At 71.2% G+C, this 22302-nt stretch carries 22 protein-coding genes; 14 read left to right on the forward strand and 8 right to left on the reverse strand.

The window, feature by feature from the left end; translation table 11 throughout:
- Window positions 1–31: 31 nt before the first annotated feature.
- Window positions 32–796, reverse strand: a complete 765-nt coding sequence (locus tag OG609_RS08480) for a pyrimidine reductase family protein (protein WP_327272247.1) — start codon at window positions 794–796, stop codon at window positions 32–34.
- A gap of 37 nt (window positions 797–833) precedes the next feature.
- Here OG609_RS08480 and zapE point away from each other — a divergent pair, with 37 nt between their 5' ends.
- The 4 genes from zapE (at window position 834) to OG609_RS08500 (ending at window position 5053) form a co-directional block, all read left to right on the forward strand.
- Complete coding sequence (zapE, locus tag OG609_RS08485) at window positions 834–1925, forward strand: cell division protein ZapE (RefSeq protein ID WP_327272248.1); 1092 nt, start codon at window positions 834–836, stop codon at window positions 1923–1925.
- 81 nt (window positions 1926–2006) lie between these two features.
- The gene (locus OG609_RS08490; protein ID WP_327272249.1) at window positions 2007–2432 is read left to right on the forward strand and encodes an OsmC family protein; all 426 of its coding nucleotides are present in this window, start codon (window positions 2007–2009) and stop codon (window positions 2430–2432) included.
- A 125-nt stretch (window positions 2433–2557) separates the two neighbouring features.
- On the forward strand, window positions 2558–3934 hold the full coding sequence (locus OG609_RS08495) for an alkaline phosphatase PhoX (protein WP_327272250.1): 1377 nt from the start codon (window positions 2558–2560) through the stop codon (window positions 3932–3934).
- Window positions 3935–4162: 228 nt separating this feature from the next.
- Window positions 4163–5053: a polysaccharide deacetylase family protein gene (locus OG609_RS08500; protein ID WP_442817950.1), complete on the forward strand. Its 891-nt coding sequence runs from the start codon at window positions 4163–4165 to the stop codon at window positions 5051–5053.
- On the opposite strand, the gene OG609_RS08505 is transcribed toward OG609_RS08500, so the two are convergent.
- The 4 genes from OG609_RS08505 to OG609_RS08520 are packed head-to-tail and all read right to left on the reverse strand — an operon-like array spanning window position 5050 to window position 7491.
- Window positions 5050–5238, reverse strand: a complete 189-nt coding sequence (locus OG609_RS08505; protein ID WP_327278407.1) for a hypothetical protein — start codon at window positions 5236–5238, stop codon at window positions 5050–5052. The genes OG609_RS08500 and OG609_RS08505 overlap by 4 nt on opposite strands.
- Before the next feature lie 14 nt (window positions 5239–5252).
- Complete coding sequence (locus tag OG609_RS08510; protein WP_327272251.1) at window positions 5253–5921, reverse strand: ABC transporter; 669 nt, start codon at window positions 5919–5921, stop codon at window positions 5253–5255.
- Entirely contained in the window at window positions 5918–6817 is a 900-nt protein-coding gene (locus OG609_RS08515; RefSeq protein ID WP_442818064.1) for an ATP-binding cassette domain-containing protein, read from the reverse strand. The genes OG609_RS08510 and OG609_RS08515 overlap by 4 nt, the downstream gene beginning before the upstream one ends.
- Window positions 6814–7491: an AIM24 family protein gene (locus tag OG609_RS08520; protein ID WP_327272252.1), complete on the reverse strand. Its 678-nt coding sequence runs from the start codon at window positions 7489–7491 to the stop codon at window positions 6814–6816. Before OG609_RS08520 ends, OG609_RS08515 begins: the two co-directional genes overlap by 4 nt.
- 72 nt (window positions 7492–7563) lie before the next feature.
- Here OG609_RS08520 and OG609_RS08525 point away from each other — a divergent pair, with 72 nt between their 5' ends.
- The 5 genes from OG609_RS08525 (at window position 7564) to OG609_RS08545 (ending at window position 12779) form a co-directional block, all read left to right on the forward strand.
- A complete protein-coding gene (locus OG609_RS08525) occupies window positions 7564–8322 on the forward strand; it encodes a peptidyl-tRNA hydrolase (RefSeq protein ID WP_327272253.1) in 759 nt (252 codons plus the stop codon).
- 214 nt (window positions 8323–8536) lie between these two features.
- Window positions 8537–9844 (forward strand): DUF692 domain-containing protein, encoded by a 1308-nt coding sequence (locus OG609_RS08530; protein ID WP_327272254.1) that lies wholly within the window; start codon window positions 8537–8539, stop codon window positions 9842–9844.
- Between the two features lie 5 nt (window positions 9845–9849).
- The gene (locus OG609_RS08535) at window positions 9850–10893 is read left to right on the forward strand and encodes a TIGR04222 domain-containing membrane protein (RefSeq protein ID WP_327272255.1); all 1044 of its coding nucleotides are present in this window, start codon (window positions 9850–9852) and stop codon (window positions 10891–10893) included.
- A 97-nt stretch (window positions 10894–10990) separates the two neighbouring features.
- Window positions 10991–11782: a TIGR04222 domain-containing membrane protein gene (locus tag OG609_RS08540; protein ID WP_327272256.1), complete on the forward strand. Its 792-nt coding sequence runs from the start codon at window positions 10991–10993 to the stop codon at window positions 11780–11782.
- A gap of 454 nt (window positions 11783–12236) precedes the next feature.
- Window positions 12237–12779, forward strand: coding sequence for a DoxX family protein (locus OG609_RS08545; protein WP_442818065.1), 543 nt, complete (start codon window positions 12237–12239; stop codon window positions 12777–12779).
- 351 nt (window positions 12780–13130) lie between these two features.
- Here the strand turns inward: OG609_RS08545 and hemQ are convergent, their stop codons facing one another.
- Complete coding sequence (gene hemQ / locus OG609_RS08550; protein WP_327272258.1) at window positions 13131–13844, reverse strand: hydrogen peroxide-dependent heme synthase; 714 nt, start codon at window positions 13842–13844, stop codon at window positions 13131–13133.
- 4 nt (window positions 13845–13848) lie between these two features.
- Window positions 13849–15336 (reverse strand): protoporphyrinogen oxidase, encoded by a 1488-nt coding sequence (hemG, locus tag OG609_RS08555; protein WP_327272259.1) that lies wholly within the window; start codon window positions 15334–15336, stop codon window positions 13849–13851.
- Window positions 15337–15463: 127 nt separating this feature from the next.
- On the opposite strand from hemG, the gene OG609_RS08560 reads away from it, so the two are divergent.
- Both OG609_RS08560 and OG609_RS08565 read left to right on the forward strand, forming a co-directional pair.
- Window positions 15464–16441 (forward strand): DUF4349 domain-containing protein, encoded by a 978-nt coding sequence (locus OG609_RS08560; protein WP_327272260.1) that lies wholly within the window; start codon window positions 15464–15466, stop codon window positions 16439–16441.
- A gap of 37 nt (window positions 16442–16478) precedes the next feature.
- The gene (locus OG609_RS08565; protein WP_327272261.1) at window positions 16479–17867 is read left to right on the forward strand and encodes an FAD-dependent oxidoreductase; all 1389 of its coding nucleotides are present in this window, start codon (window positions 16479–16481) and stop codon (window positions 17865–17867) included.
- Window positions 17868–17895: 28 nt separating this feature from the next.
- On the opposite strand, the gene hemE is transcribed toward OG609_RS08565, so the two are convergent.
- The gene (gene hemE, locus OG609_RS08570; protein WP_442817951.1) at window positions 17896–18969 is read right to left on the reverse strand and encodes a uroporphyrinogen decarboxylase; all 1074 of its coding nucleotides are present in this window, start codon (window positions 18967–18969) and stop codon (window positions 17896–17898) included.
- Between the two features lie 91 nt (window positions 18970–19060).
- On the opposite strand from hemE, the gene OG609_RS08575 reads away from it, so the two are divergent.
- The 3 genes from OG609_RS08575 (at window position 19061) to OG609_RS08585 (ending at window position 22025) form a co-directional block, all read left to right on the forward strand.
- Window positions 19061–19720, forward strand: coding sequence for a DUF3000 domain-containing protein (locus OG609_RS08575; protein WP_327272262.1), 660 nt, complete (start codon window positions 19061–19063; stop codon window positions 19718–19720).
- 250 nt (window positions 19721–19970) lie between these two features.
- Window positions 19971–20633, forward strand: a complete 663-nt coding sequence (locus OG609_RS08580; protein WP_093899280.1) for a helix-turn-helix transcriptional regulator — start codon at window positions 19971–19973, stop codon at window positions 20631–20633.
- Between the two features lie 117 nt (window positions 20634–20750).
- Entirely contained in the window at window positions 20751–22025 is a 1275-nt protein-coding gene (locus tag OG609_RS08585) for a ribonuclease D (protein ID WP_327272263.1), read from the forward strand.
- The last annotated feature ends 277 nt before the right edge of the window (window positions 22026–22302 follow it).

Consider the following 22302-nt stretch of genomic DNA (forward strand, 5'->3'; position numbering starts at 1 on the left):
GGCTAACCGGAACGGTAAATTCCGCCGATTGTCAGATCCGACGGTATCGGGTGAAGAGGAACCCGGCCTCTTCCAGCATCGATGTCAGGGCGAATCGTTCCGGCACGGCCACCGAGGGGCCACCGGCGATCCGCTGCGCGTCTCCGGCGGTCAGCATCGGCGAGAGGGTCAGACAGAGCTCGTCCAGCACCCCGGCCGCCACGAACTGGCCCAGCATCCTGGGTCCGCCCTCGGTCAGCAACCGCTTGAGTCCGCGGTCCGCCAGCTCACGTACGGCCCTGGCGGGGTCCACCCGGGAGCCCTCCCCCGCGATCACCACGTCGGCGCCCGCCTTCCGCGCCGCCTCGATCCGGTCCGGAGGGGCTCCGTTGCCGGTCAGCACGAGAGTCGGGACGAGCGGCGAGACGAAGAGCGGCAACGAGAAGTCCAGGTCCAGACTCCCGCTCACCACGGCGATCGCCGGTGCGGGCCCCTGCCCGGCCGCTGCCCGGCGGGCGGCGAAGGCCTCGCGGGCCCTGGCGGGCCGGTAGCCCTCCAGCCGTACGGTCTCCGCCCCCGCCACGACCACATCGGCCAGACCGCGCAGGGTACCGAAGATCCGCATGTCGCTCTCGCAGGAGATCGGCTGTGAGCGCCCATCGTGCTGAGCGGCGCCGTCGAGCGTCGAAACCATGTTGGCGCGCAGCCAGGGGCCGTCCTGTTCGGGGTACGCGTAGGCGTCGGCCAGATGGTCCAGACTCCACTCCCCCTCGTCGTCAGCCGGTGTCAGGTCGGTCACAGGGAAGAGGCGTCGCATGTTCTGCAGTCTGGCACGGCGCTTAAGGTTGATGGTTGTGTCGTCCTCCACCGCCGTGCCTGGGCAGAGCCCCATAGCCGAAACGGCCCCACTGTCCCTGTGCGCCCTTGAGCCGCATGTCCCCGCCGACCGGCTGGTCGCCGAGATGGTGCCGCCGCCGCGCTTCGACTCGGTGCGCTTCGGTACGTACGTCCCGGACCCCAACCAGCCGAGCCAGGTCGAGGCGGTCGAGGTCCTGAGCGGCTTCGCAGCCGGGCTGGGCGGGGCGCATGCCAGCGGCTCGGGAAAGCGCAAGTGGTTCAGCAAGAAGCCGGCCGTGCCCGCGGGGCCTCTCGGGGTCTACCTCGACGGCGGCTACGGCGTCGGCAAGACGCACCTGCTGGCCTCTCTCTGGCACGCCACGCCCGCCGCGCCGTCTCTGAAGGCGTTCGGCACCTTCGTCGAGCTGACAAACCTTGTGGGTGCGCTGGGCTTCCAGCAGACCGTGCGGACGCTGAGCGGGCACCGGCTCCTGTGCATCGATGAGTTCGAGCTGGACGACCCGGGCGACACGGTCCTGGTGTCGTCGCTGCTCAGCAGGCTGGTCGAGGCGGGGGTCGCGCTCGCCGCCACCTCCAACACGCTGCCCGGCAAGCTCGGTGAGGGCCGGTTCGCCGCCGCCGACTTCCTGCGGGAGATCCAGGGACTGTCCTCGCACTTCCGCCCGCTGCGGATCGACGGCGAGGACTACCGCCACCGCGGGCTGCCCGAGGCCCCCGCGCCGTACTCCGCCGAGCAGGTCACCGAGGCCGCGTACGCCACCGAGGGCGCCAGCCTGGACGACTTCCCCTCGCTCCTCGACCATCTCGCCCGGGTCCATCCGAGCCGCTACGGCGCGCTGACGGACGGACTGCGGGCGGTCTGCCTCACCGAGGTCCAGCCGGTGCCGGACCAGTCCACCGCGCTGCGGCTCGTCGTCCTCGCCGACCGGCTGTACGACCGGGAGGTGCCGGTGCTCGCCTCCGGGGTGCCGTTCGACAGGCTGTTCAGCGACGAGATGCTGAACGGCGGGTACCGGAAGAAGTACTTCCGGGCGATCTCCCGGCTGACGGCGCTGGCGCGCGACGCAAAGGGTCTGGTGGCGCAGTAGGTTCGGGGCGTACCACCCGAGGCGCCCCGGCGCGCCTCGTTTCTCCCGTATCACCGCGCACACCGTTTGAAGGGATCCAGCATGGCTACCACGCGTCAGGCGCACACGGTCTGGGAAGGCAACCTGATCGAGGGCAAGGGAGTCGTCACCTTCGACTCCTCCGGCATCGGCAACTACGAGGTCTCCTGGCCGTCCCGCGCGGAGAAGGCGAACGGAAAGACCAGCCCCGAGGAGCTCATCGCGGCAGCCCACTCCAGCTGCTTCTCGATGGCGCTGTCCAATGGCCTGGCCACCGCCGGCACCCCGCCGACCCGGCTGAACACCCAGGCCGACGTGACCTTCCAGCCCGGTACCGGCATCACCGGTATTCACCTCACCGTCCAGGGCGAGGTGCCGGGTCTCGACGAGGCGGGCTTCGTCAAGGCCGCCGAGGATGCCAAGGCGAACTGCCCGGTCAGCCAGGCGCTCACGGGCACGACGATCACGCTCACCGCGTCCCTGGCCTGACCGCACGGGCCCCGGTGGGCCCGTGACACACACGAGGCTCAGTGACCCGCATGGTTCCCGCGCGGCGATACGCGTGGTACACACATGCGGGTCACTTCTCCTGTCCGCCAGCAGGGAGTTGCCTCATGCCATCAGCAGCAGCACGACTCGCAACACGACGACAGGTCCTGGCCGGCAGCGGCGCGGCCGTTGCCTCGATCGCCTTCGCCGGGGCGTTCTCCGAACTCTTCGCGGGTACCGCCGCCGCCCGGGGACACAGCGGCTACGGCCCGCTCGTGCCCGATCCCGACGGTCTGCTCGACCTCCCGAAGGGCTTCCGCTACCGGGTCCTGTCCCGGGAGGGCGACCCGCTCCGCTCCGGCGAGGGCCAGGTCCCCAGCAACCACGACGGCATGGCCGCCTTCGCGGGCCGGCACGGACACGTCCGTCTCGTACGCAATCACGAGAACCGCGTCACCGGAAGAATCCCGGTCCCGACCGTCGAGGGCCTCACCTACGACCCGATGGGCAAGGGCGGCTGTACGGCCCTGGAGCTGGACGGCCGCAACAACGTCCTCGGCGAACGCGTCGCCATCGCCGGTACGGCGGTGAACTGCGCGGGCGGCCGCACCCCTTGGAACACCTGGCTGACCTGCGAGGAGACCGAGGACAAGGCCGGCACCAACGGCTACACCAAGGACCACGGCTTCATCTTCGAAGTGGACGGCGCCGATCCGCACCGCACCGGGGCCGTGCCGCTCACCGCGATGGGCCGCTTCCAGCACGAGGCGATCGCGATCGACCCGAAGAGCGGGATCGTGTACGAGACGGAGGACGCGTTCGACAAGCCGTTCGGGCTCTTCTACCGCTTCCTGCCGAACAAGCCGCTCGGCAGGACGGGCTCGCTGCGGGCCGGCGGCCATCTGGAGGCCATGCGGGTGCCCGGCGTCCCCGACCTCTCCGCGATCCAGGAGACCGGTGCGAGTTTCGAGGGCGTCGAGTGGGTTCCCGTACCGGATCCGCAGGCGGCCGGGACCCCGATCCGGTTCCAGGACTTCGGCCCGAAGGGCATCACGCACGCGCAGAAGCTGGAGGGCTGCTACTGGGGCGGGTCCGCGGTCTACTTCGTCTCCAGTTTCGCGCACAGCTCGCAAGGTTCGGCGGCCGACCACTACGGCCAGGTGTGGCGGTACGAGCCGAAGCGGCGCCGTCTCACGCTGGTGATCGTCTTCGGTCCCGGTACGGACGTGCAACTGCCCGGCGAGTCCCCCGACAACATCTGCCTGGCGTCCGACGGCGGACTGATGGTGTGCGAGGACGGCGACGGCGCGCAGCATGTGTTCGGCCTGACGCGGGGCGGCGAGGTGTACGCGATGGCGCGGGGCCGGCAGAACATCGGGACGTCCGAGGAGCCCGCGTGGGGCGAGTTCGCCGGGGTCACGTTCGCTCCGGACGGCGGGACGATGTTCGTCAACTGCTATACGCCGGGGACGACGTTCGCGGTGACGGGGCCGTGGCGCTGACGCGCTGACGCGCAGGGGGTGGGCAACTGTCGCCCGCCCCCTGCGCACTGCGGGGCCGGGCTCCTGCGAAGCCTTCCACCTCGGCTTCACCGCGGAGCATCTGCTCAATGACTGATCAGACACTTCTCGGCGGGGGCTCCACGGCCGGAGTGAATCCGAAAGCGACTTCGATGCGGAGGAGCACCACATACAACTATCAGTCAGATAATCCGATACTTTCCGTGAGTGATGAACTCTGTACGGAATCTGACGGCTCTGACTGTCCTGGGCACGGTACTCGGCAGCCTTGCCGGGTGCGGGAGCCCGGGAGGCTCCCCGGCCGCGGAGCGTACGCCCGTTGTCGCCGACGCACCGTCGCGGACGGCCTCGGCACCGCCGCTCGTGAGCGCACCCCCCACCGCGACGGAGCAGCCGCCCACCATGACACCGGGCCCGGACGCGCTGACGCCGGTCTTCACGCACGGGGCCAGGACGGCCGGGAAGGTTGTGGCGCTGACCTTCGACGCCGATATGACGGCCGACGAGGGGCCGCGCGCGGCTGCGGGCGAGCACTTCGACAACCCCGGACTGATCGCGCTGCTGCGCCGGCTGAAGGTTCCCGCGACGGTGTTCATGACGGGGCGGTGGGCCGATGAGTACCCGACGCAGGCCCGGTCCATCGGCGCCGATCCGCTCTTCGAGATCGCCAACCACTCGTACAGCCACTACGCCTTCAAGTCCCCCTGCTATGGACTGCCGACCGTGACGAAGGGCGCGATGCGCGGCGATGTCGAACGGGCCTTCGCCTCGTTCCGGAAGGCCGGTGTGCGCAATGTGGTGCCGTACTTCCGCTTCCCCGGCGGCTGCTACGACGATGCGTCGCTGCGCGCACTCGCGCCCGAGAAGGTGACGGCGGTGCAGTGGGACGTCGTCAGCGGCGACGCGTTCGCGACGGATGCGAACGCGGTGGCGCAGCAGGTGTTGAACGGAGTGAAGCCGGGCTCGGTGGTCGTCATGCACTGCACCCGCAGCGCGGCACCGGTCACGGACGAGGCGGTGCGCCGGGTGGTCCCGGAGCTGCGCAAGCGCGGGTACCGCTTCGTGAAGGTCTCCGACCTGATGCGAACGCGCCCGTCCTAGCCGGAGCACGCCGTGCGCTGGGCCTCCTGCCATTCGCAGACCGGGCAGAGCGTGACGCCCTTGGCCGACTCCGGGTACTCCGTCGGCTTCCGGCACAGCACGCACTCGGCGTACGGAGGTCCCGCGGCGGGCGCGGAGGCCACAGCAGGCGTCCCGCAGTACGACTCGTCCATGCGCTCGTCCATGCGTACGAGCCTACTCAGCCGCGCAGCGAAGTGAGCCTGCAGGCGAGCGCCGCAGCCGCCGCTGCGAGAGCGGCAGCTGCGACGAACGGCAGGAGCGGCACATGCACCGTGCCGGTCTGCGAGCCGGTGACCAGGCCCGTCACGGCGTGGTTCGCGGGCGAGCCGCCGGTCACCAGGGCCAGCAGCGCGGCAAGCACGGTGGTGGCGACGGACCAGCCGCGCCGGTGCAGCAGCGGCCGGGTGCACAGCGCACCGACAGCCGCCCCCAGCAGCACGCAGCAGACGGCGGCGAGCAGTCCGGCGAGCCCGGCGGGCAGCAGTGGCACCCGGACGGCGTTGTCGGCGCTGGCCGGCTTGCTGATCAGCAGCACGATCAGGGTGGCGGTCGCGCCCAGCAGCCCGGCGCACCCGAGCGCGGCGAGCAGCGATGCCAGATGGACCCGCGGCGATCCCGCCACCGCGGCGGTGATCGTCCGGGCGGCGGGCGGCTCCTGGTTGACACAGAGCTGTACGAGCCAGGCGGTGACGGGCAGGAGCCCGGCGGCGGCGTATCCGAGCGAGTCGAGGACGGGCTGCCCCGACTGCACGCCGATGCCGAGGAAGGCCGCGTACAGCAGAACGGGGGCGAGCCAGCGCTGGGAGCGGATCAGCAGTGCGGTCTGGTAGCGGAGGAGGGCGGTCATGGTGCCTCGGGGGTCGAGCGGTGGGCGCTGGGAGCCGGGGCGGCCTTCGTATGCGGAGCGGCGCCGGGGGTGGTCGTCAGCTGTCGGATGTGCCAGGGCGGGCGCGCGGCGAGCAGGGCGCGCAGCAGCGCGTCGGAGTGCGCGGCCGCGACGGTGAGCCGTACGGCCCCGTCTGCCGCGGGCGTGCGCTCGGGCGTACCCGGCAGCCCGGCGGGGAGTGCGGCGCCCGGTGGGCCCGCCGCCTCGATGCGTACCCGCGGCCCGGTCCCCGCAGCTCGCGCCACGGGTACGGCGGCGAGCCCGTGCCCCTCGACCCGGAACGCGGCGTCGACCGCCCCGGCGAGCCGGCGCGGGTCGTGGTCGACGAAGACGACGGTGGAGCCCGCCGCGACCCGCTCGGCCACGGCCCGGTCCAGCTCGTCGCGGGCCGCGACGTCCAGGCCGGTCCATGCCTCGTCCAGGACCAGCAGCTCCGGATCGGCGAGGAGCGCCTGAGCGACGGCGACCTTCTGGCTGGTCCCTTTGGAGAGTTCCGGAAGAGGTGTACGGGCATGGCCGGCGGCCCCGAAGCGGGCGAGCCACGATTGCGCCCGGTCCGCCGCCTCGGAGGTCCGCAGACCATGGATCCGGCCGAGGTGGACCAGGTACCCGGCCGCGGTGAACGGCAGCGCGGCCGGGAAGCGCTCGGGGACGTATGCCGTACGGGGCCTGCGGCCGGTGATCCGGCCCTCCGTCGGGGCGTCGATCCCGGCGAGCAGCCTCAGCAGCGTCGACTTGCCGGTGCCGTTGGCGCCCTCGATGCGGATCAGGGTGTGCGGGGGCAGGTCGAGGTCGACCCCGCGCAGCACCCATGGTCCGCCGAGGCCGTACCGGCGGCCCACCCCGCTCAGGTTCAGTTGGCCGATGCCTTCTCGGGCTTGACCTCGCTGGGCCGTACGATCACGAATCCCTCGCCGTCCAGCCGCAGTTGGACGGCCTCTCCGGACCCGCCGCGCATCATCGAGCCGAAGCTCTGCGAGCGGTGCAGCGATGTGGTCAGGTTGGCACTCCAGCCGACCACCGCGTCCGTGTCGACGCACACCGGCTGCTGGGGTGTGACGGGTATCACGATGGGGTGGCCCTCACACATCAGGCCGAGCTTGCCGTATCCGGTGAAGACGCTGTTGAAGATGCCGCCGCCGGTCATCCCGGCGCCCTTCACCGTCTTGATCTCGTAGGAGAGCGTGGCGTCGAAACAGAGCACGTTGCGGCCGTTGATGGTGAGGACGTCGCCCTGCTCCACGTCCACGATGAAGCAGTTGGCGGCCTCGTGCGCGAACCAGGCCTCGCCCTGGCCGCGGACCGCCATCAGCGGCAGCCCTTCACCGGTGACGGCGCGCTTGAGCAAGCCGCCGAGGCCCTGGCCCTTGCGCTCGAACTGCAGATCACCGCGGAAAGCGATCATCGATCCCTGGCGGGCGTGCATCTCGCCGTTGACGGCGTACTTGATGGATTTGGCGTTCTGCAGGGTCATCCCGGGGGCGGTTGCCTGCTGCGCCATGTTCTCGCTGGAAAAGAGGTCGCTCTTCATGCGGTGCATCCTCACCCGGAGCGATTCATTCCGCCAAGAAGCGTTTCTCGGGCGGCTGGCAGACTGGGACGGGTGAGCGACAACGACACCCCCGCATTCCCGTCAGAATCCCCGGCCACGTCCTACTCCCCCACGGCGGACAGCCCGTTCAGGTCCGAGCGGACGCGCCGCGACGAGGCCCAGCAGTTCGTGCTGCCGCTGGTCGTGCACATCGAGAAGACGGCTCCCCCGGCCCGTACCGACGCGCTGCGGACCGCCGCCCGCGCTGTGCTCGTGATGCTCTCCGACGAGCGGTCGGCCGGCGAGGGCGAGTGGGCGCAGGCGATGCGGGACTGGCAGGACGCCCGGATCCGCAAGGTGGTGCGACGGGCGCGCGGCGCGGAGTGGCGCAAGGCGTCCGCGCTGCCCGGCATCACGGTCACCGGCGAGAGCGCCGAGGTGCGGGTCTTCCCGCCGGTGCCTCTGGACGGCTGGCCGAAGGAGCTGGCGAAGCTTCAGGTGTCGGGGACCGATCTGGACGACCCCGAGCCACCGGCCGCACCCGATCCCGCGGTCCCGGTGCTGTGGCTGAACCCGGAGCTGGACATGTCGGCGGGCAAGGCGATGGCACAGGCCGGGCACGGTGCGCAGCTCGCCTGGTGGGAGCTGTCGGAGACGGAGCGCAAGGCATGGCGCGAGGCGGGCTTCCCGCTGTCGGTCGCCACTTCGGAGGCGGGCCGCTGGCAGGAACTCACGGTGAGCGGGCTTCCGGTGGTGCGTGACGCCGGGTTCACCGAGATCGCTCCGGGGTCGTGCACCGTGGTCGCCGACCATCCCGCGCTGCGCGGCTGAGCGGGGGCGGGGGCCGCTCCCCCTTGTCCGCCCGGCTCGTTGAACATCCCGGTGCGGTGATACGTACCTCCCGGTACTGCCGTACCGGCAGTGTTCGATGCCCTGACCATGCCGGACCGGGAACCTCAAATCAACCTCTGAACGTCCCCCTCTTCGGATTCACCACCGCCCGCGAGGGCCATTAGCCCTGCACGGAGTGGAGGAGGGGGACCACATGAAGCTGGGAATCGGCATCGGCTGGCGGCCGGAGATCGCGGACGCCGTCGAGGCACTGGCGGGGATCGACTGGGTGGAGGCGGTCGCGGAGAACATCTGCACCGACCATCTGCCCGATTCGCTGGTGCGGCTCAGGGCACGCGGTGTCACCGTCGTCCCGCACGGCGTCTCGCTCGGCCTGGGCGGGGCGGAGCGCCCCGACGCCGGCCGGCTCGCGGATCTCGCGGCCCGGGCCGAGCTGCTCTCCACGCCCCTGGTCACCGAGCACATCGCGTTCGTAAGGGCCGGGGGGCCGCGCACCGCCTCGCCGGGGCTGGAAGCGGGCCATCTGCTGCCCGTGCCGCGGACCTGGGACGCGCTGGACGTGCTGTGCGAGAACGTACGGATCGCGCAGGACTCGCTGCCGGTGCCGCTGGCCCTGGAGAACATCGCGGCGCTGATCTCCTGGCCCGACGAGGAGCTGTCCGAAGGGCAGTTCCTGGCGGAGCTGGTCGAGCGCACCGGCGTCCGGCTGCTGATCGATGTCGCCAATCTGCACACCAACCACGTCAACCGCGGCGAGGACCCGGCCACCGCGCTCGACGAGCTGCCGGTGGAGGCCATCGCGTACGTACATGTGGCGGGCGGCGTCGAGAAGGACGGCGTCTGGCACGACACCCACGCCCACCCGGTCACCGAGCCCGTACTCGACGTCCTCTCCGGACTGCGCTCCCGGGTCGACCCGCCCGGCGTACTCCTGGAACGGGACGACGACTTCCCGCCGGCCGAGGAGCTGGCGGGCGAACTGATCACGATCCGCGCCACGCTGGACCGGGCGGCTGCCCTCGGCACCGGTGCGTCGGCGCACGCCGGGAAATCCGTATCGCGACCTGCCCGGAACCCCGGTCCGTCCCAAAAATCCGTGCGCGACCGGGTCGCGGGCGCCCAGACCGCGTTGCTCTCCGCCCTCGTCGCGGGCACCCCCGCTCCGCAGGGCTTCGACCACCGCCGTCTCGGGATCCAGAGCCGTGCCCTGGCCGCCAAGCGGGCCGGGGTCGTCGCCAAGGTGGCACCCGAGCTGCCGGAGATTCTGGGCGCCGGCTACCGGGACGCCTTCCTCGCGTACGCCAGGACCCGTCCCATGTCCGCGGGCTACCGGCGCGACGCGCTGGACTTCGCCGAGGGGCTGCTGATCGCCGGCCGTCCCACCGACGACGCGGCACGGCGCCGACTGACCCACTGGTGGCAGGACCGGGCCGCCGCGCGACCACCGCGCCGCTCCACCCGGCTGGTACGAGCGGCCCGCGCGGCCCTGGTCGGAAGGTGACCGGCATGAACACCCTCGCAGTGCTGGTGGATCTCGGCATCGTGGTCTCGTCGGTCCTCCTGATCGTGGGGCTCACCCGTGCCCGCGGCGGGTCCGGCGGCCCCGCCCACGACCTCTTCGAAGTCGCTTTCCTGAACGGCGGTCCGGGCAGGGTGGTGGACACCGCGCTCACCGCGATGCAGACGGACGGGCGGCTCGCCATCGGCGGTCCCGGCATCGTCGCCGTCCAGCAGATGGACGCCCGTGACCCGGTGGAGCGTGCGGTGCTCCAGGAACACGCCATGGCGCCCAGCGGCGCGCTGCACACCCTGCGCGACGCGGTGATGCGGCACCCCGCGGTGCAGGAGATCGGCGACGCGCTCGCGGCCCGCGGTCTGCTGGCCTCGCCCACGGCGAGCCGTACGTGGCGCCGCTGGGGCATCGCGCAGGGGCTGGTCTGTTTGCTGGCCATCCCGCTCACGGTCGTGATGACGGCTGTGCAGTCCATGGCCGACTACGCGGCCGACGAGGACTTCTCCGTACCGTTCATCTTCAAAGTCCTCCCCTTCCTGCTGGTCGGCTTCCCGATCGGCTTCGTCTGCGCCGCCGTCGCCCGGGGGCGGGCCACCAAGGCGGGGCGCCGGGCCGCCGAGGCGTACCGCACCGCCCATGCGTACAACCCGCACCCGGCCCATCTGGTGGCCACGCACGGACTGCGGGCCCTCCCCGATCCCGTACTGCAGACGCAGCTGATCGCGGCGGCCAGGATGCGCCCGGCGGGACGGCGCCTGCACTCGGGCTCGCGCTCGTCCTCGTCCTCGGACTCCTCCGGCATGTTCGTCGCACCGGCTGTGTGGTGCGCCGGTACGGGCCCCGGCAACGGCAGCTGCGGAAGCTCCAATGGCGGTGGCAGCAGCGGAGGTGGCGGCGGGTGCAGTTCGGGGTCGAGCTGCGGTTCGGGGTCCAGTTGCAGCTCAGGGTCGGGCTGCGGCGGGTCGAGCGGCTCCAGTTGCTCCAGCAGCAGCGGCTCCAGCTGCGGTGGCGGGTCCAGTTGTGGCAGCAGTTCCTGAGCGACGGCGGCGTCCCGCTGCCCGGCCCACGCCGCCGAACCGTCCGCATGATGAACAGGCCATGGCGTTCCACGCCCGTCTCGCATAGGAATCCGCCATGCTCTGGGTACTGTTTCTGCTGGTCGCATGGGGTGCGGCGGCCATCTCGTGCATCCGGCTCTGTATCGTGGCCGCCCGCACGGGGCTACTGCACGACGCATCCGCGGATTCTGTACGGAAGGTGCCGGACGGTCCTGAACTGACCCTGTACGAGACCGCGTTCCTGGCCGGCGGCCCGCACCGGGTGGTCGATCTGGCGCTGGTCACCATGCATCTTCGGCGGCGGCTGCTGCTCGCCCGCACCGGGTGGGCGACGGTCGTCGACCCGGAGGGCCGGGACGAGATGGAGCGCACGGTGATCCGTGCCATCGGTCCGCAGGGCCAGTCCCCCATACCGCCTGTACGGACGGCCGCGGCGACCGCCGAAGCCGTGCGCGCCCTGGCCGACCGGCTCGTCACCGCGGGCCTGGCCGTCCCGGGCGGCGCCGGAACCGATGTCGCCGCCGCGGTCCGGGCGGTGCGCGGCGCGGCTCTGCTGGTGGTCGCGATGGGCGCTGTCGCACTGCTGATGTCCGGTCAGGAGCGAAGCGCCGACGGTCCGGTGGTCCCGCCGCTCGTCTGGTTCGCGCTGCCGCTCGCACTGACGCTGGGCTGTCTGATCATCGCCCGGATGGAGATCCATCCGTACAGCTCCTGGGCCTCACCCGCCGGGCAGCGACTGCTTGCCGCGAACGAGATCCCGGCGGCGGAGGACCATGGCGTCCTGGCGGCGATTGCCGTACGGGGTGTGCGCGCCGTGGACGATCCGGCGCTGCGGGCCGCGCTCGGGGTCCGCCGTCCTTCCAGCTGATCACTGATGAAGAGTCAGTTCTCTTCATGGGGGGTGCCGTTGACAAGCAGGGACAGCAGTGGCACGAAGGGCCGGCACCAGGACGGGCTGATGTCCCCGCATCGCAGTCGGCCCGGTCGGTTGTCACCTCCTCCCGCAGGTAACTCATGCCCTCCCCCGCCGCAGGCTCGGTATCAGGGGAGGAAAGGAGTAATGATGGAAATCGACCAGCCGACGTCACGTATTTCACATTTCATAAAATGACCGGCGGCCTGACCGGACTGATGCGAGAACGGTGGCGAGAGCCCAGCGGACTTCCTGTAGCGACTGCGTCCCGGCAACGTCGCGGTCTTCCGCCCACGGCATTCCCTTGCAAACGCCCTAGTGGCTGAACAACCCGCCCTGCCGTTTCCTTGGTGGTCGGTCGGCACCGCCCCGGGACCTCGGAGCGGAAAGAGAGCCCCCGGTGAAGAACATAGTTGAGCAGCTGCGCGCCTCACCCGAGCCTGCGGCCGACGCCTCGGCACGGCCGGCAGTGTCCGCCGGCGACTGCGGGCTGCTTCTCATCAGGATCACGTTCGGCCTGCTGATGGCCGGGCACGGCAGTCAGAAACTCTTCGGAATATTCGGTGGTGACGGCCTCACCGCCACGGGCAAGGGGTTCGCCGCGCTGGGCTACCACCCCGGGACCCTCTACGCCGCCATCTGCGGCGGCTCCGAGCTCCTGGGAGGCATCGGTCTGGCCCTGGGGCTGTTCACGCCACTGGCGGCGGCTGCCCTGATCGGCGTGATGATCAACGCCATGGTGACCGTCACCGCGGCACACGGTCTATGGGAAACACAGGGTGGCGTGGAGTACAACCTGTGCGTCGCGGTCGTCGCACTTGCCATCGCCGCCATCGGCCCCGGACGGCTCGCTCTCGACCGGCCCTTCCGCTGGGGAAGGGGCGGTTGGCGTGAAGCCGCCTTCGCGCTGTGCCTCGGCGGCATCGCCGCCGCCATCGCGCTGAACCTCTAGCCTCGTCGCCTCGGTTGAGGCAGGGCCTGCCGACGGTCGGCGGTTGGACGTGTGAGTCCCCGTACGCCGCCGTATTCGCGATGACCACACGAAGATGTCGCGCGGAGCACTCCGGGCTGCGCCTCCCGGCAACTCGAAGAGACGGGTGTCCCGTTCGAGCTCGGCGCCTTCAACGCCACCGCGGAGAAGAACCGTGCTCCGCGTGAATGTCTGTGGGTTCCGGGGTCGCCGCAGGTCGGAGCCTGCGGCGAACCCGGAGCCGAACCCGGTGTCGCTGGAACGACGGGCAGCGCGGAACGCGCCGGTGCCCGTCGTCTGATCTTCCGGGTTGGGGTGGTCGGAGCCCGCTCGCTACGCGAGTCCGGCCACCAGGTCTGCAACCGACTTCCTGCGCCCCGTGTAGAACGGGACCTCCTCGCGGACGTGCATCCGCGCCTCGGAGGCCCGCAGGTGGCGCATCAGGTCGACGATGCGATGCAGCTCGTCGGCCTCGAAGGCGAGGATCCACTCGTAGTCGCCGAGCGAGAAGGAGGCGACGGTGTTGGCCCGGACGTCGGGGTAGCCACGGGCCATCTTGCCGTGGTCCGCGAGCATGCGGCGACGGTCCTCGTCCGGCAGCAGGTACCAGTCGTAGGAGCGCACGAAGGGGTAGACGCTGATGTAGTTGCGCGGCGTCTCGTCGGCCAGGAACGCCGGGATGTGCGACTTGTTGAACTCGGCCGGGCGGTGCAGCGCCATGTTCGACCAGACCGGCTCCAGCGCCAGGCCCAGCTTGGTGCGCCGGAAGAGGTTGAACGCCTCCTGCAGCTCGTCCGCGGTCTCGGCGTGCCACCAGATCATGATGTCGGCGTCGGCACGCAGGCCGGAGAGGTCGTAGGTGCCGCGGACGGTGATGTCCTCCGCTGCGAGCTGGTCGAACAGCTCCTGGACCTCATCGGCGTAACCGGCACGGTCCGCGGGCAGGACATCGCGCAGCTTGAAGACGGACCACAGCGTGTAGCGGATGACCTCGTTGAGGTCCTTGGCCTTCTTACCGGCGTTGGGGATCTTCTCAGGCGCACTCATACGGCTATTGTCCCGCCTCGCTCCGTGTGCCCTGAACCAGGGTCGACGTGGCGATGATCTCTTCCCCGGACCCGCCGGTGAGGTCGCGGGCGATCTCGTCGGCGGCACGGTGGGCGCTCGCGATGCACGCCGGGATGCCGACCCCGTCGTAGACCGCTCCGCAGACCCGCAGGCCGGGCAGCTTGGCGACCTCGTCACGGATCCGGGCGACCCGGGAGAGGTGGCCCACGGGGTACTGGGGCAGTCCGCCGATCCACCGGGTGACCTCGGTGCCCACGGGCTTCGCGGCCAGTCCGGTCGCCTCGGCGAGGTCACGCAGCGATACGCCTACCAGCTCGCTGTCCTCGCGGTGCAGGTGGTCCTCCTCGCCGTACCGGCCGACGGAGGTGCGCAGGACGAACAGGTCGGGGGCGGAGTCGGCGACCCAGTTCCACTTGTGGGTGGAGAAGGTGGAGGCCTTGATGGTGCGGCCGTCGACCGGCGGTACGAGGAAGCCGGAGCGTCCGTCGAACGCGCCGATGGCAGCCACGTCGGAGCGGCGGAACGCCATGGTGACGAGCGCCATCGACGCGTACTCGACACCGGCGAGCTCGGCGGAGGCGGCCGGGGACTCGGCGGCGAGCAGGGTGGAGGCGGACCAGGCCGGGGCGGCGAGCACGATGCCGTCGGCGGTGATCACCCGGGTGTCCGTGCGGACGTCCCAGCCGTCGGTGGTACGGGTCAGGCCGAGGACGGGGGTGGCGGTCAGGATCTCCCCGCCTGCCGCGCGTACGGCGTCGGCGACCGCGTACGGCAGGGTGCCAATGCCGCCGTCGATGCCCTGGAAGACCGGTCCGGTCTGCTGCCGGGCCGCGGCCCGCTCCTGGATGCGCCGGACACCGTCGAGCAGCGAGCCGCCCTCCCGCACCACCTCGAAGAGCTGCGGTACGGCGGCGCGCATCGAGATCCGGTAGGCATCGCCCGCGTACACGCCGCCGAGCAGCGGTTCCACGAGCCGGTCGACGACCTCGCGGCCCAGCCGGTCGGCGACGTACGCGCCGACCGCGACATCGTCGCCGACAGCGGTCGGGGTGAGGTCGCGCTCCTGCGCGATGCGCGCGAGGCCCTCCGGGGAGAGCACCCCGCTGAGCGCCGCCGGGTCGCCGGGTACGCCCATCACATGGCCCTTGGGCATGGGCCGCAGGGCGTCGCGCGTCCAGACCGATGCGGTGGCGGTGGCGGGTGGCTGGAGGCGGTCGCCGAGCCCGACGGCGCGCGCCAGGGCGACCGCTTCGGGGCGCCGGGCGAGCATCGACTCGGCGCCCAGGTCGACCCGGGTACCCGCGATGTCACCGGTCATGAGTTTGCCGCCGAGCCGGTCGGTGGCCTCGAGGAGGGTGACCCGCAGCCCGGCCCCGAGGAGCCGGTGGGCGGCGGCGAGACCGGCGATGCCGCCGCCGATGACGACGACATGACCCGTACCTGTGTCCGCGCGGTTTATTGAACGCTGCATGCCTCCACTCTCTCAAACCTCTTCCGAGTCCTGAACGTGACCGCTTCGAAACCGGTATCAGGCAACCCGCACCACCGCCCCGCACGTCGAACCGGCACCATCAACCACCCACCTCGGGGGAGCAGTTATGCAGACGGACCGGCATCCTGGCCGTTCATCCGCCCGTCGTTCCAGCACGATCCTGGCCGCCGGGCTGCTGGCCGGCCTCCTCGCACTGAGCGGCTGCGGCGCCGCCGACAGTGCGAGCGACGCGAGTTCCAGGGACGACAAGAAGGCGATCTCCGCGGACGAGCGGGGCGCCGCGGACACCGCGGCCGGGAAGACGGCACAGGATCCGCAGGAGGCCGGCGGTTCGTCGGCGGAGCGGAAGAAGCCCGACACCCTGCCCGCCGGCACCCATGTCATCCGTACCGCCACGCTCTCGGTGGAGGTGAAGAGCGTGCCGAAGGCCGCCGCGGCCGCCCGCTCGGTCGCGGCGAGTTCGGGCGGTCTGGTGGCCCGCGAGGAGACGGAGCGGGTCGACGACACGCATGAAATGTCACATATCGTGCTGCGTGTTCCACAGGGTGAGTACGACGCGGTGCTGCGGGATCTCGCGGGCGCCGGGAAGCTGTTGTCGCGCACGTCGTCCGCGAAGGACGTCACCGACCAGGTGGTCGACGTGGAGAGCCGGATCGCCACCCAGCGGGCGAGTGTGGCGCGGGTGCGCAAGCTGATGGACCGGGCCGAGAAGCTCACCGATGTGGTCGCGCTGGAAGGTGAACTGAGCAGTCGTCAGGCCTCCTTGGAGTCGCTGCTCGCCCAGCAGGAGTCGCTGAAGGACCGCACCACGCTCGCCACGATCACGCTCGACCTCTCCGAGCCGGAGACGGTGGCGAAGGACGGCGACGACCCCGGTTTCCTGGACGCGCTCGGCGGTGGCTGGCACGCGTTCGTCACGATGCTGCGGTGGCTCGCGATGGCGGTGGGGGCCGCGGCCCCGTTCCTGGCCGCGGCCGCCGTACTCCTGCTGCTGTGGCGGCTGCTCCCGGGCCGTCTGCCCGGACGCCGTGCGCGGCGGGCGCCCGAGCGGTCCGAGTCCTCGTCCACGCCGCCGGCGTCGTAGCGTGGTCCCTTCGGACTCGGTGTCGAAGGGACCAGGCATGACGGCGGAGCGACTGGTGGTCATCGGCGGTGACGCGGCGGGCATGTCCGCCGCGTCACAGGCCCGCAGGCTCAAGGGCCCCGACGAGCTGAGCATCGTCGCCTTCGAGCGGGGCCATTTCACCTCGTACTCCGCCTGCGGCATCCCGTACTGGGTCGGTGGCGACGTCGCGGAGCGGGACGACCTCATCGCCCGTACGCCGAAGGAGCACCGGGCCCGCGACATCGACCTGCGGATGCGAACAGAAATCACGGAGATCGATGTGGCCGGGCAGCGGGTGCGGGCCCTGGACCGGGAGACCGGTGAGGCCTACTGGACGGGCTTCGACAAGCTGGTGATCGCGACGGGAGCCCGGCCGGTACGTCCGGCGCTGCCCGGCATGGACGCGCCCGGGGTGCACGGGGTGCAGACGCTGGACGACGGGCAGGCGCTGCTGGAGTCGCTGGACCGGGTGGCGCCGGGGCGCAGGCGGGCGGTCGTCGTCGGGGCGGGCTACATCGGCGTCGAGATGGCGGAGGCGATGCTGAAGCACGGCTTCGAGGTGACCGTGCTCAACCGCGGCGAGCAGCCGATGGCGACGCTCGACCCCGACATGGGGCGGCTGGTCCATGACGCGATGGACGGCCTGGGCATCACCACGGTCAACCGGGCCGAGGTCACCGCGATCCGCACCGGCCCGGACGGCCGGGTCCGTGCCGTCGCCGCGGGCGACGCCTCCTACCCGGCGGACGTGGTGGTGCTCGGTATCGGTGTGGAGCCGGAGACGACGCTGGCGCGGGCCGTCGGCCTCCCGCTGGGCCCGCACGGCGGCCTGCTCACCGATCTGTCGATGCGGGTCGTCGGGCACGACAACATCTATGCGGGCGGTGACTGTGTCGAGGTCCTCGACCTGGTGGCGGGCCGTACCCGCCATATCGCACTGGGTACCCATGCCAACAAGCACGGCCAGATCATCGGGGCCAATGTGGGAGGCGGCTACGGGACGTTCCCGGGGGTGGTGGGTACCGCGGTGAGCAAGGTGTGCAATCTGGAGATCGCCCGCACCGGGCTGCGGGAGAAGGACGCCCGCGCGGTGGGCCTGCGGTTCGTCACGGCGACGATCGAGTCGACGGGCCGGGCGGGCTACTACCCGGGGGCGCAGCCCATGACGGTGAAGATGCTCGCGGAGTACCGCACGGGGCGGCTCCTCGGTGTGCAGATCGTGGGCCGGGAGGGGGCGGCCAAGCGTGTGGACATCGCGGCCGTGGCGCTCACGGCCGGGATGACGGTGGACCAGATGACCGCCCTGGACCTGGGCTACGCCCCGCCGTTCTCACCGGTCTGGGACCCCGTCCTGGTGGCGGCCCGCAAGGCGGTGACGGCACTGCGGAGGGCGGGCACCGCCTGAGCGCGCGGTGCCCGGTGTCCTCTCCCGCTCAGCGCGCGGTCCGTTCGTGCACGTACTCCACGAGCCGCGTCAGCGCGTCCGGGTCCATCGACGGCATGACACCGTGGCCCAGGTTGAAGACATGGCCCTCGAGACCTGCGGCCGCGTCCAGCACCTCCTGGGTCTTCTCCTCCACCGCCGCCGTCGGCGCGAACAGCACCGCGGGGTCGAGATTACCCTGGAGCGCCTTGCCGGGGCCGACGCGGCGCGCGGCCTCGTCCATGGGAACCCGCCAGTCGACGCCGACGACATCCGCGCCCGCCTCGCCCATCAGGCCGAGGAGTTCGCCGGTGCCGACACCGAAGTGGATGCGCGGGACCCCGTACGGGGCGACGGCCTCGAAGACCTTCGCCGAGGCGGGGAGGACCGAACGCCGGTAGTCGGCGGGGGCCAGCGCGCCCACCCAGGAGTCGAAGAGCTGGACGGCCGAGGCACCGGCCTCGATCTGGACCTTGAGGAAGGCGCCGGTGATCTCGGCGAGCCGGTCGAGCAGATCCGCCCAGAGCTGCGGGTTGCCGTACATCAGGGCCTTGGTGTGCTCGTGGTTGCGGGACGGGCCGCCCTCCACGAGGTAGCTCGCCAGCGTGAAGGGCGCGCCCGCGAAGCCGATGAGCGGGGTGGAGCCCAGTTCGGCGGTGAGCAGGCCGATGGCCTCGGTGACGTAGCTGACGTCCTCGGGCGTGAGGTCGCGCAGCCGGGCCAGATCGGCGCGGGTGCGGATCGGATCGGCGATGACCGGGCCGACGCCGGGCTTGATGTCGAGGTCGATCCCGATGGCCTTGAGCGGTACGACGATGTCGCTGTAGTAGATCGCGGCGTCGACCTTGTGGCGGCGGACGGGCTGCATCGTGATCTCCGCGACCAGCTCCGGCATCATGCAGGAGTCGAGCATCGGGATGCCCTCGCGCACTTTCAGGTACTCCGGCAGCGAGCGCCCTGCCTGACGCATGAACCAGACCGGCGTGTGCGGCACGGGTTCGCGGCGGCACGCCTTCAGGAACGCCGACCCATGGGTGGCGGATGTCTTCGTCTGCTGGCCCATGGGGCGGTCGTTGGCACTCACACACAGAATCTTCGCACGAAGCCGCAAGCAGCCGTGCCCGCCCGGGTGTCCCTCCCTGCGCGAGGCTCCGGTTCCGCCTACTCTTCCCCGCATGGCTCCGGCTCAGGGACAGTTCTCCGATCAAACCGATGGCGCTGACAGCAAGGACAGCGCGGAGGGTGGTTCCGTCCCGCCCGCGTTCCGGTCGGCAGTGGACGCGCTGCGCTCGGCGCGGCTGCGTCCCGAGCTGGAAGTGGAGCCGACGCGGCCGCCCAAGCGGCTCGCTCCGTACGCGTACGCCCTGGAGGCCGCGGTCGTGGACGGCGAGGATGATCTGGCCGACGGCCGCCTCGTACTGCTCCACGATCCGGCCGGGCACGACGCCTGGCACGGCACCTTCCGCCTGGTGACGCTGGTACGGGCCGAGCTGGAGCCGGAGATGGCCTCCGATCCGCTGTTGCCGGAGGTGTGCTGGTCATGGCTGACCGGTGCGCTGGAGGCGCGCGGTCTGTCGTACGGAGAGGCCGGCGGCACGGTGACCCGGGCGGGGTCGCACTACTTCGGCGCGCTGGCCACACGACGCCCGGCGACGCAGATCGAGATCCGGGCGTCATGGACACCGCGCGAGGGCCGTGGCGGGGTGCCGGACACGGCGGCGCATCTGATGGCGTGGGGCGATCTGCTGTGTCAGATCGCCGGCCTGCCACCGTCCGGCCCCGCCGATGCCGCGGTGGTGACACTCCCCCAGCGGCGCGGCCCCCAGGTTCCCTGAATCTGTCCTGAATCCGCCCCGAACCCTTCCTCTTGCCGGTAACGCTGCGTCATAACCGTCGCAAAGTCACCGGCATTCTTTTCGTACAATCGATCGCATGCCCGATTTGCCCGAATTGTTACTCACCAAATAGTGATCTTCCTCTAAAGGAGGACGGGTCTGCTGCCGAAGAGGTCAATGACCCTTCAAGCACGGTTCGCCCCGGCTTCATCCCCGAGCCGGCCCGTCCCGCCACTCCCCAGGAGGCCTGGTGTCCGTTCTCCTAGAGCAGCCCGCAAGCCTGGTCGCCTACCGCCCGAACAAGCCGACGGCCATGGTCGTCGTGGCCGACCCGCGCGTCCGTTCCACCGTCACCCGCCATCTGTGGGCACTCGGAGTACGTGACGTCATCGAGGCGTCGTCCATCGCGGAGGCCCGTCCCCGCGTCGGCAATCCACGCGACATCTGCGTAGCCGACGTCCACCTGCCCGACGGTTCCGGGCTGACCCTGTTGTCCGAGACCCGAGCCGCCGGCTGGCCGAACGGCCTCGCCCTCTCCGCCGCCGATGACATCGGCGCCGTACGCAACGCCCTGGCGGGCGGCGTGAAGGGCTACGTCGTCACCGGCACCCGAACCAATATCGGCCACCCCACCCGTCCCGGCGTCGCTCCCATCGGCGCCACTGCCGCCCGTATGCACCGTCGGCCCCCCGGCACCCCGAGCCACCCGGGCGGCTACCGCGAACTGTCCGGCCGCGAGGTCGAGGTCCTCCGGCTGGTCGCCGAAGGCCAGTCCAACAAGGCCATCGGCGTCTCCATGGGCCTGTCCGCCCTGACCGTCAAGAGCCACCTCGCCCGAATCGCCCGCAAGCTCGGCACCGGAGACCGCGCAGGAATGGTCGCCGTCGCCCTGCGAACGGGCATCATCCACTGACCCCCACACCCCGGCAAGTACACACAGCCATACGCACCGGCTGGTTTACATTCATCGGCGCCCGTCGACGGAACGTTCCGTCGACGGGCGCCGTACATACACAGATACCCTTGACACGTGACCGACGCCCAAGAGACCGCAGCAGACACTTCACTGCGAACCACCGGGGGCGCCCCCCCGGACGACGTCGCCCCGGCGCCGATCCCCTTGCTCGAACCTCGAGAGGGCATTCCCCCGGTGGTGGCATCCGACGACGCCCTCGCCCGGGTGATCGCCGCCTTCGCCGCTGGCTCCGGCCCCGTGGCCGTCGATGCCGAGCGCGCCTCCGGCTACCGCTACGGCCAGCGCGCCTATCTCGTACAGCTGCGCCGCGACGGCGCGGGCAGCGCCCTGATCGACCCTGTCGGCTGCCCCGATCTGTCGAGACTCGGCAATGCCCTGAGCGGCAGCGAGTGGATCCTGCACGCCGCCACTCAGGACCTGCCCTGTCTGCGCGAAATAGGGATGGCTCCCACCGGGCTCTTCGACACCGAGCTGGCCGGACGGCTGGCCGGCTTCCCGCGGGTCGGCCTCGGCGCCATGGTCGAGAGCGTGCTCGGGTACTCGCTGGAGAAGGGCCACTCCGCCGTCGACTGGTCCACCCGTCCGCTGCCCGACCCCTGGCTGCGCTATGCGGCGCTCGACGTCGAGCTGCTGATCGATCTGCGCGACGCCCTGGAGGACGAGCTCGACCGGCAGGGCAAGCTCGAGTGGGCGCGGGAGGAGTTCGACGCGATCGCCTCGGCTCCGCCCGCTCCCCCGCGCAAGGACCCGTGGCGCCGCACCTCCGGCATGCACAAGGTCCGCCGCCGACGTCAGATGGCGGTGGTACGGGAGCTGTGGAACGCCCGTGATCAGGTCGCGCAGCGCCGTGACATCTCGCCCGGCAAGGTCCTCGGTGACGCCGCGATCGTCGAGGCGGCCCTCTCGCTCCCACCGAATATCCAGGCGCTGACCACCCTGCCGGGCTTCGGCCACCGCATGGGCCGGCGTCAGCTGGAGCAGTGGCAGGCGGCCATCGACCGGGCCAAGGCACTGCCGGACGCCGAGCTCCCCCAGCCCGGCCAGACCCTCGCAGGTCCGCCGCCGCCCCGTGCCTGGGCGGACAAGGACCCGGCGGCAGCGGCCCGGCTGTCGGCCGCCCGCGCCGCGGTGTCGGAGCTCGCCGAGCGGCTCCACATGCCGCAGGAGAATCTGATCACCCCGGACACGGTGCGCCGGGTCTGCTGGGAGCCGCCGAAGAATCCGACCGCGGACGCGATCGAGTCCGCGCTCACCGGGTACGGCGCGCGGCGCTGGCAGATCGAACAGGTGACCCCACTTCTGGTCCGGGCGCTGGTATCGGCGGCCTGAGGGCTCACCCCTGAGGGTCGAAATCACGCCAGGTTGCGCGGTCTCCGGCCGCACTCTGTCCTCAATCGCCGGACGGGCTGTTTTCACCGCCCCGTCCGGCGATTGTCGTTTCCGGCGGGGCCTCGGCACGTCCGGCAGTCCGCCGCCGGCCCGGCCGGCGTTCGAGCCCGAGACGGTCCTCGCGCCCGCCCATCCGCATGTGACCTTCGCCGCTCCCGCCACAAGGGCTGGGCAGTCTGGTTACCCGCAAGTAGCATGAGGGGAGCGGCGCGCCTGT

It is taken from the genome of Streptomyces sp. NBC_01224 (genome assembly GCF_036002945.1).
Taxonomy (GTDB): Bacteria; Actinomycetota; Actinomycetes; order Streptomycetales; family Streptomycetaceae; genus Streptomyces.

What these genes read in the sequence shown, in the direction of transcription:
- OG609_RS08480 (WP_327272247.1), bottom strand. Translation starts at nt 796, where the DNA reads ATGCGACGCCTCTTCCCTGTGACCGACCTGACACCGGCTGACGACGAG.
- OG609_RS08490 (WP_327272249.1), top strand. Translation starts at nt 2,007, where the DNA reads ATGGCTACCACGCGTCAGGCGCACACGGTCTGGGAAGGCAACCTGATC.
- OG609_RS08495 (WP_327272250.1), top strand. Translation starts at nt 2,558, where the DNA reads ATGCCATCAGCAGCAGCACGACTCGCAACACGACGACAGGTCCTGGCC.
- OG609_RS08500 (WP_442817950.1), top strand. Translation starts at nt 4,163, where the DNA reads ATGAACTCTGTACGGAATCTGACGGCTCTGACTGTCCTGGGCACGGTA.
- OG609_RS08505 (WP_327278407.1), bottom strand. Translation starts at nt 5,238, where the DNA reads ATGGACGAGCGCATGGACGAGTCGTACTGCGGGACGCCTGCTGTGGCC.
- OG609_RS08510 (WP_327272251.1), bottom strand. Translation starts at nt 5,921, where the DNA reads ATGACCGCCCTCCTCCGCTACCAGACCGCACTGCTGATCCGCTCCCAG.
- OG609_RS08520 (WP_327272252.1), bottom strand. Translation starts at nt 7,491, where the DNA reads ATGAAGAGCGACCTCTTTTCCAGCGAGAACATGGCGCAGCAGGCAACC.
- OG609_RS08530 (WP_327272254.1), top strand. Translation starts at nt 8,537, where the DNA reads ATGAAGCTGGGAATCGGCATCGGCTGGCGGCCGGAGATCGCGGACGCC.
- OG609_RS08535 (WP_327272255.1), top strand. Translation starts at nt 9,850, where the DNA reads ATGAACACCCTCGCAGTGCTGGTGGATCTCGGCATCGTGGTCTCGTCG.
- OG609_RS08540 (WP_327272256.1), top strand. Translation starts at nt 10,991, where the DNA reads ATGCTCTGGGTACTGTTTCTGCTGGTCGCATGGGGTGCGGCGGCCATC.
- hemQ (WP_327272258.1), bottom strand. Translation starts at nt 13,844, where the DNA reads ATGAGTGCGCCTGAGAAGATCCCCAACGCCGGTAAGAAGGCCAAGGAC.
- hemG (WP_327272259.1), bottom strand. Translation starts at nt 15,336, where the DNA reads ATGCAGCGTTCAATAAACCGCGCGGACACAGGTACGGGTCATGTCGTC.
- OG609_RS08560 (WP_327272260.1), top strand. Translation starts at nt 15,464, where the DNA reads ATGCAGACGGACCGGCATCCTGGCCGTTCATCCGCCCGTCGTTCCAGC.
- OG609_RS08565 (WP_327272261.1), top strand. Translation starts at nt 16,479, where the DNA reads ATGACGGCGGAGCGACTGGTGGTCATCGGCGGTGACGCGGCGGGCATG.
- OG609_RS08575 (WP_327272262.1), top strand. Translation starts at nt 19,061, where the DNA reads ATGGCTCCGGCTCAGGGACAGTTCTCCGATCAAACCGATGGCGCTGAC.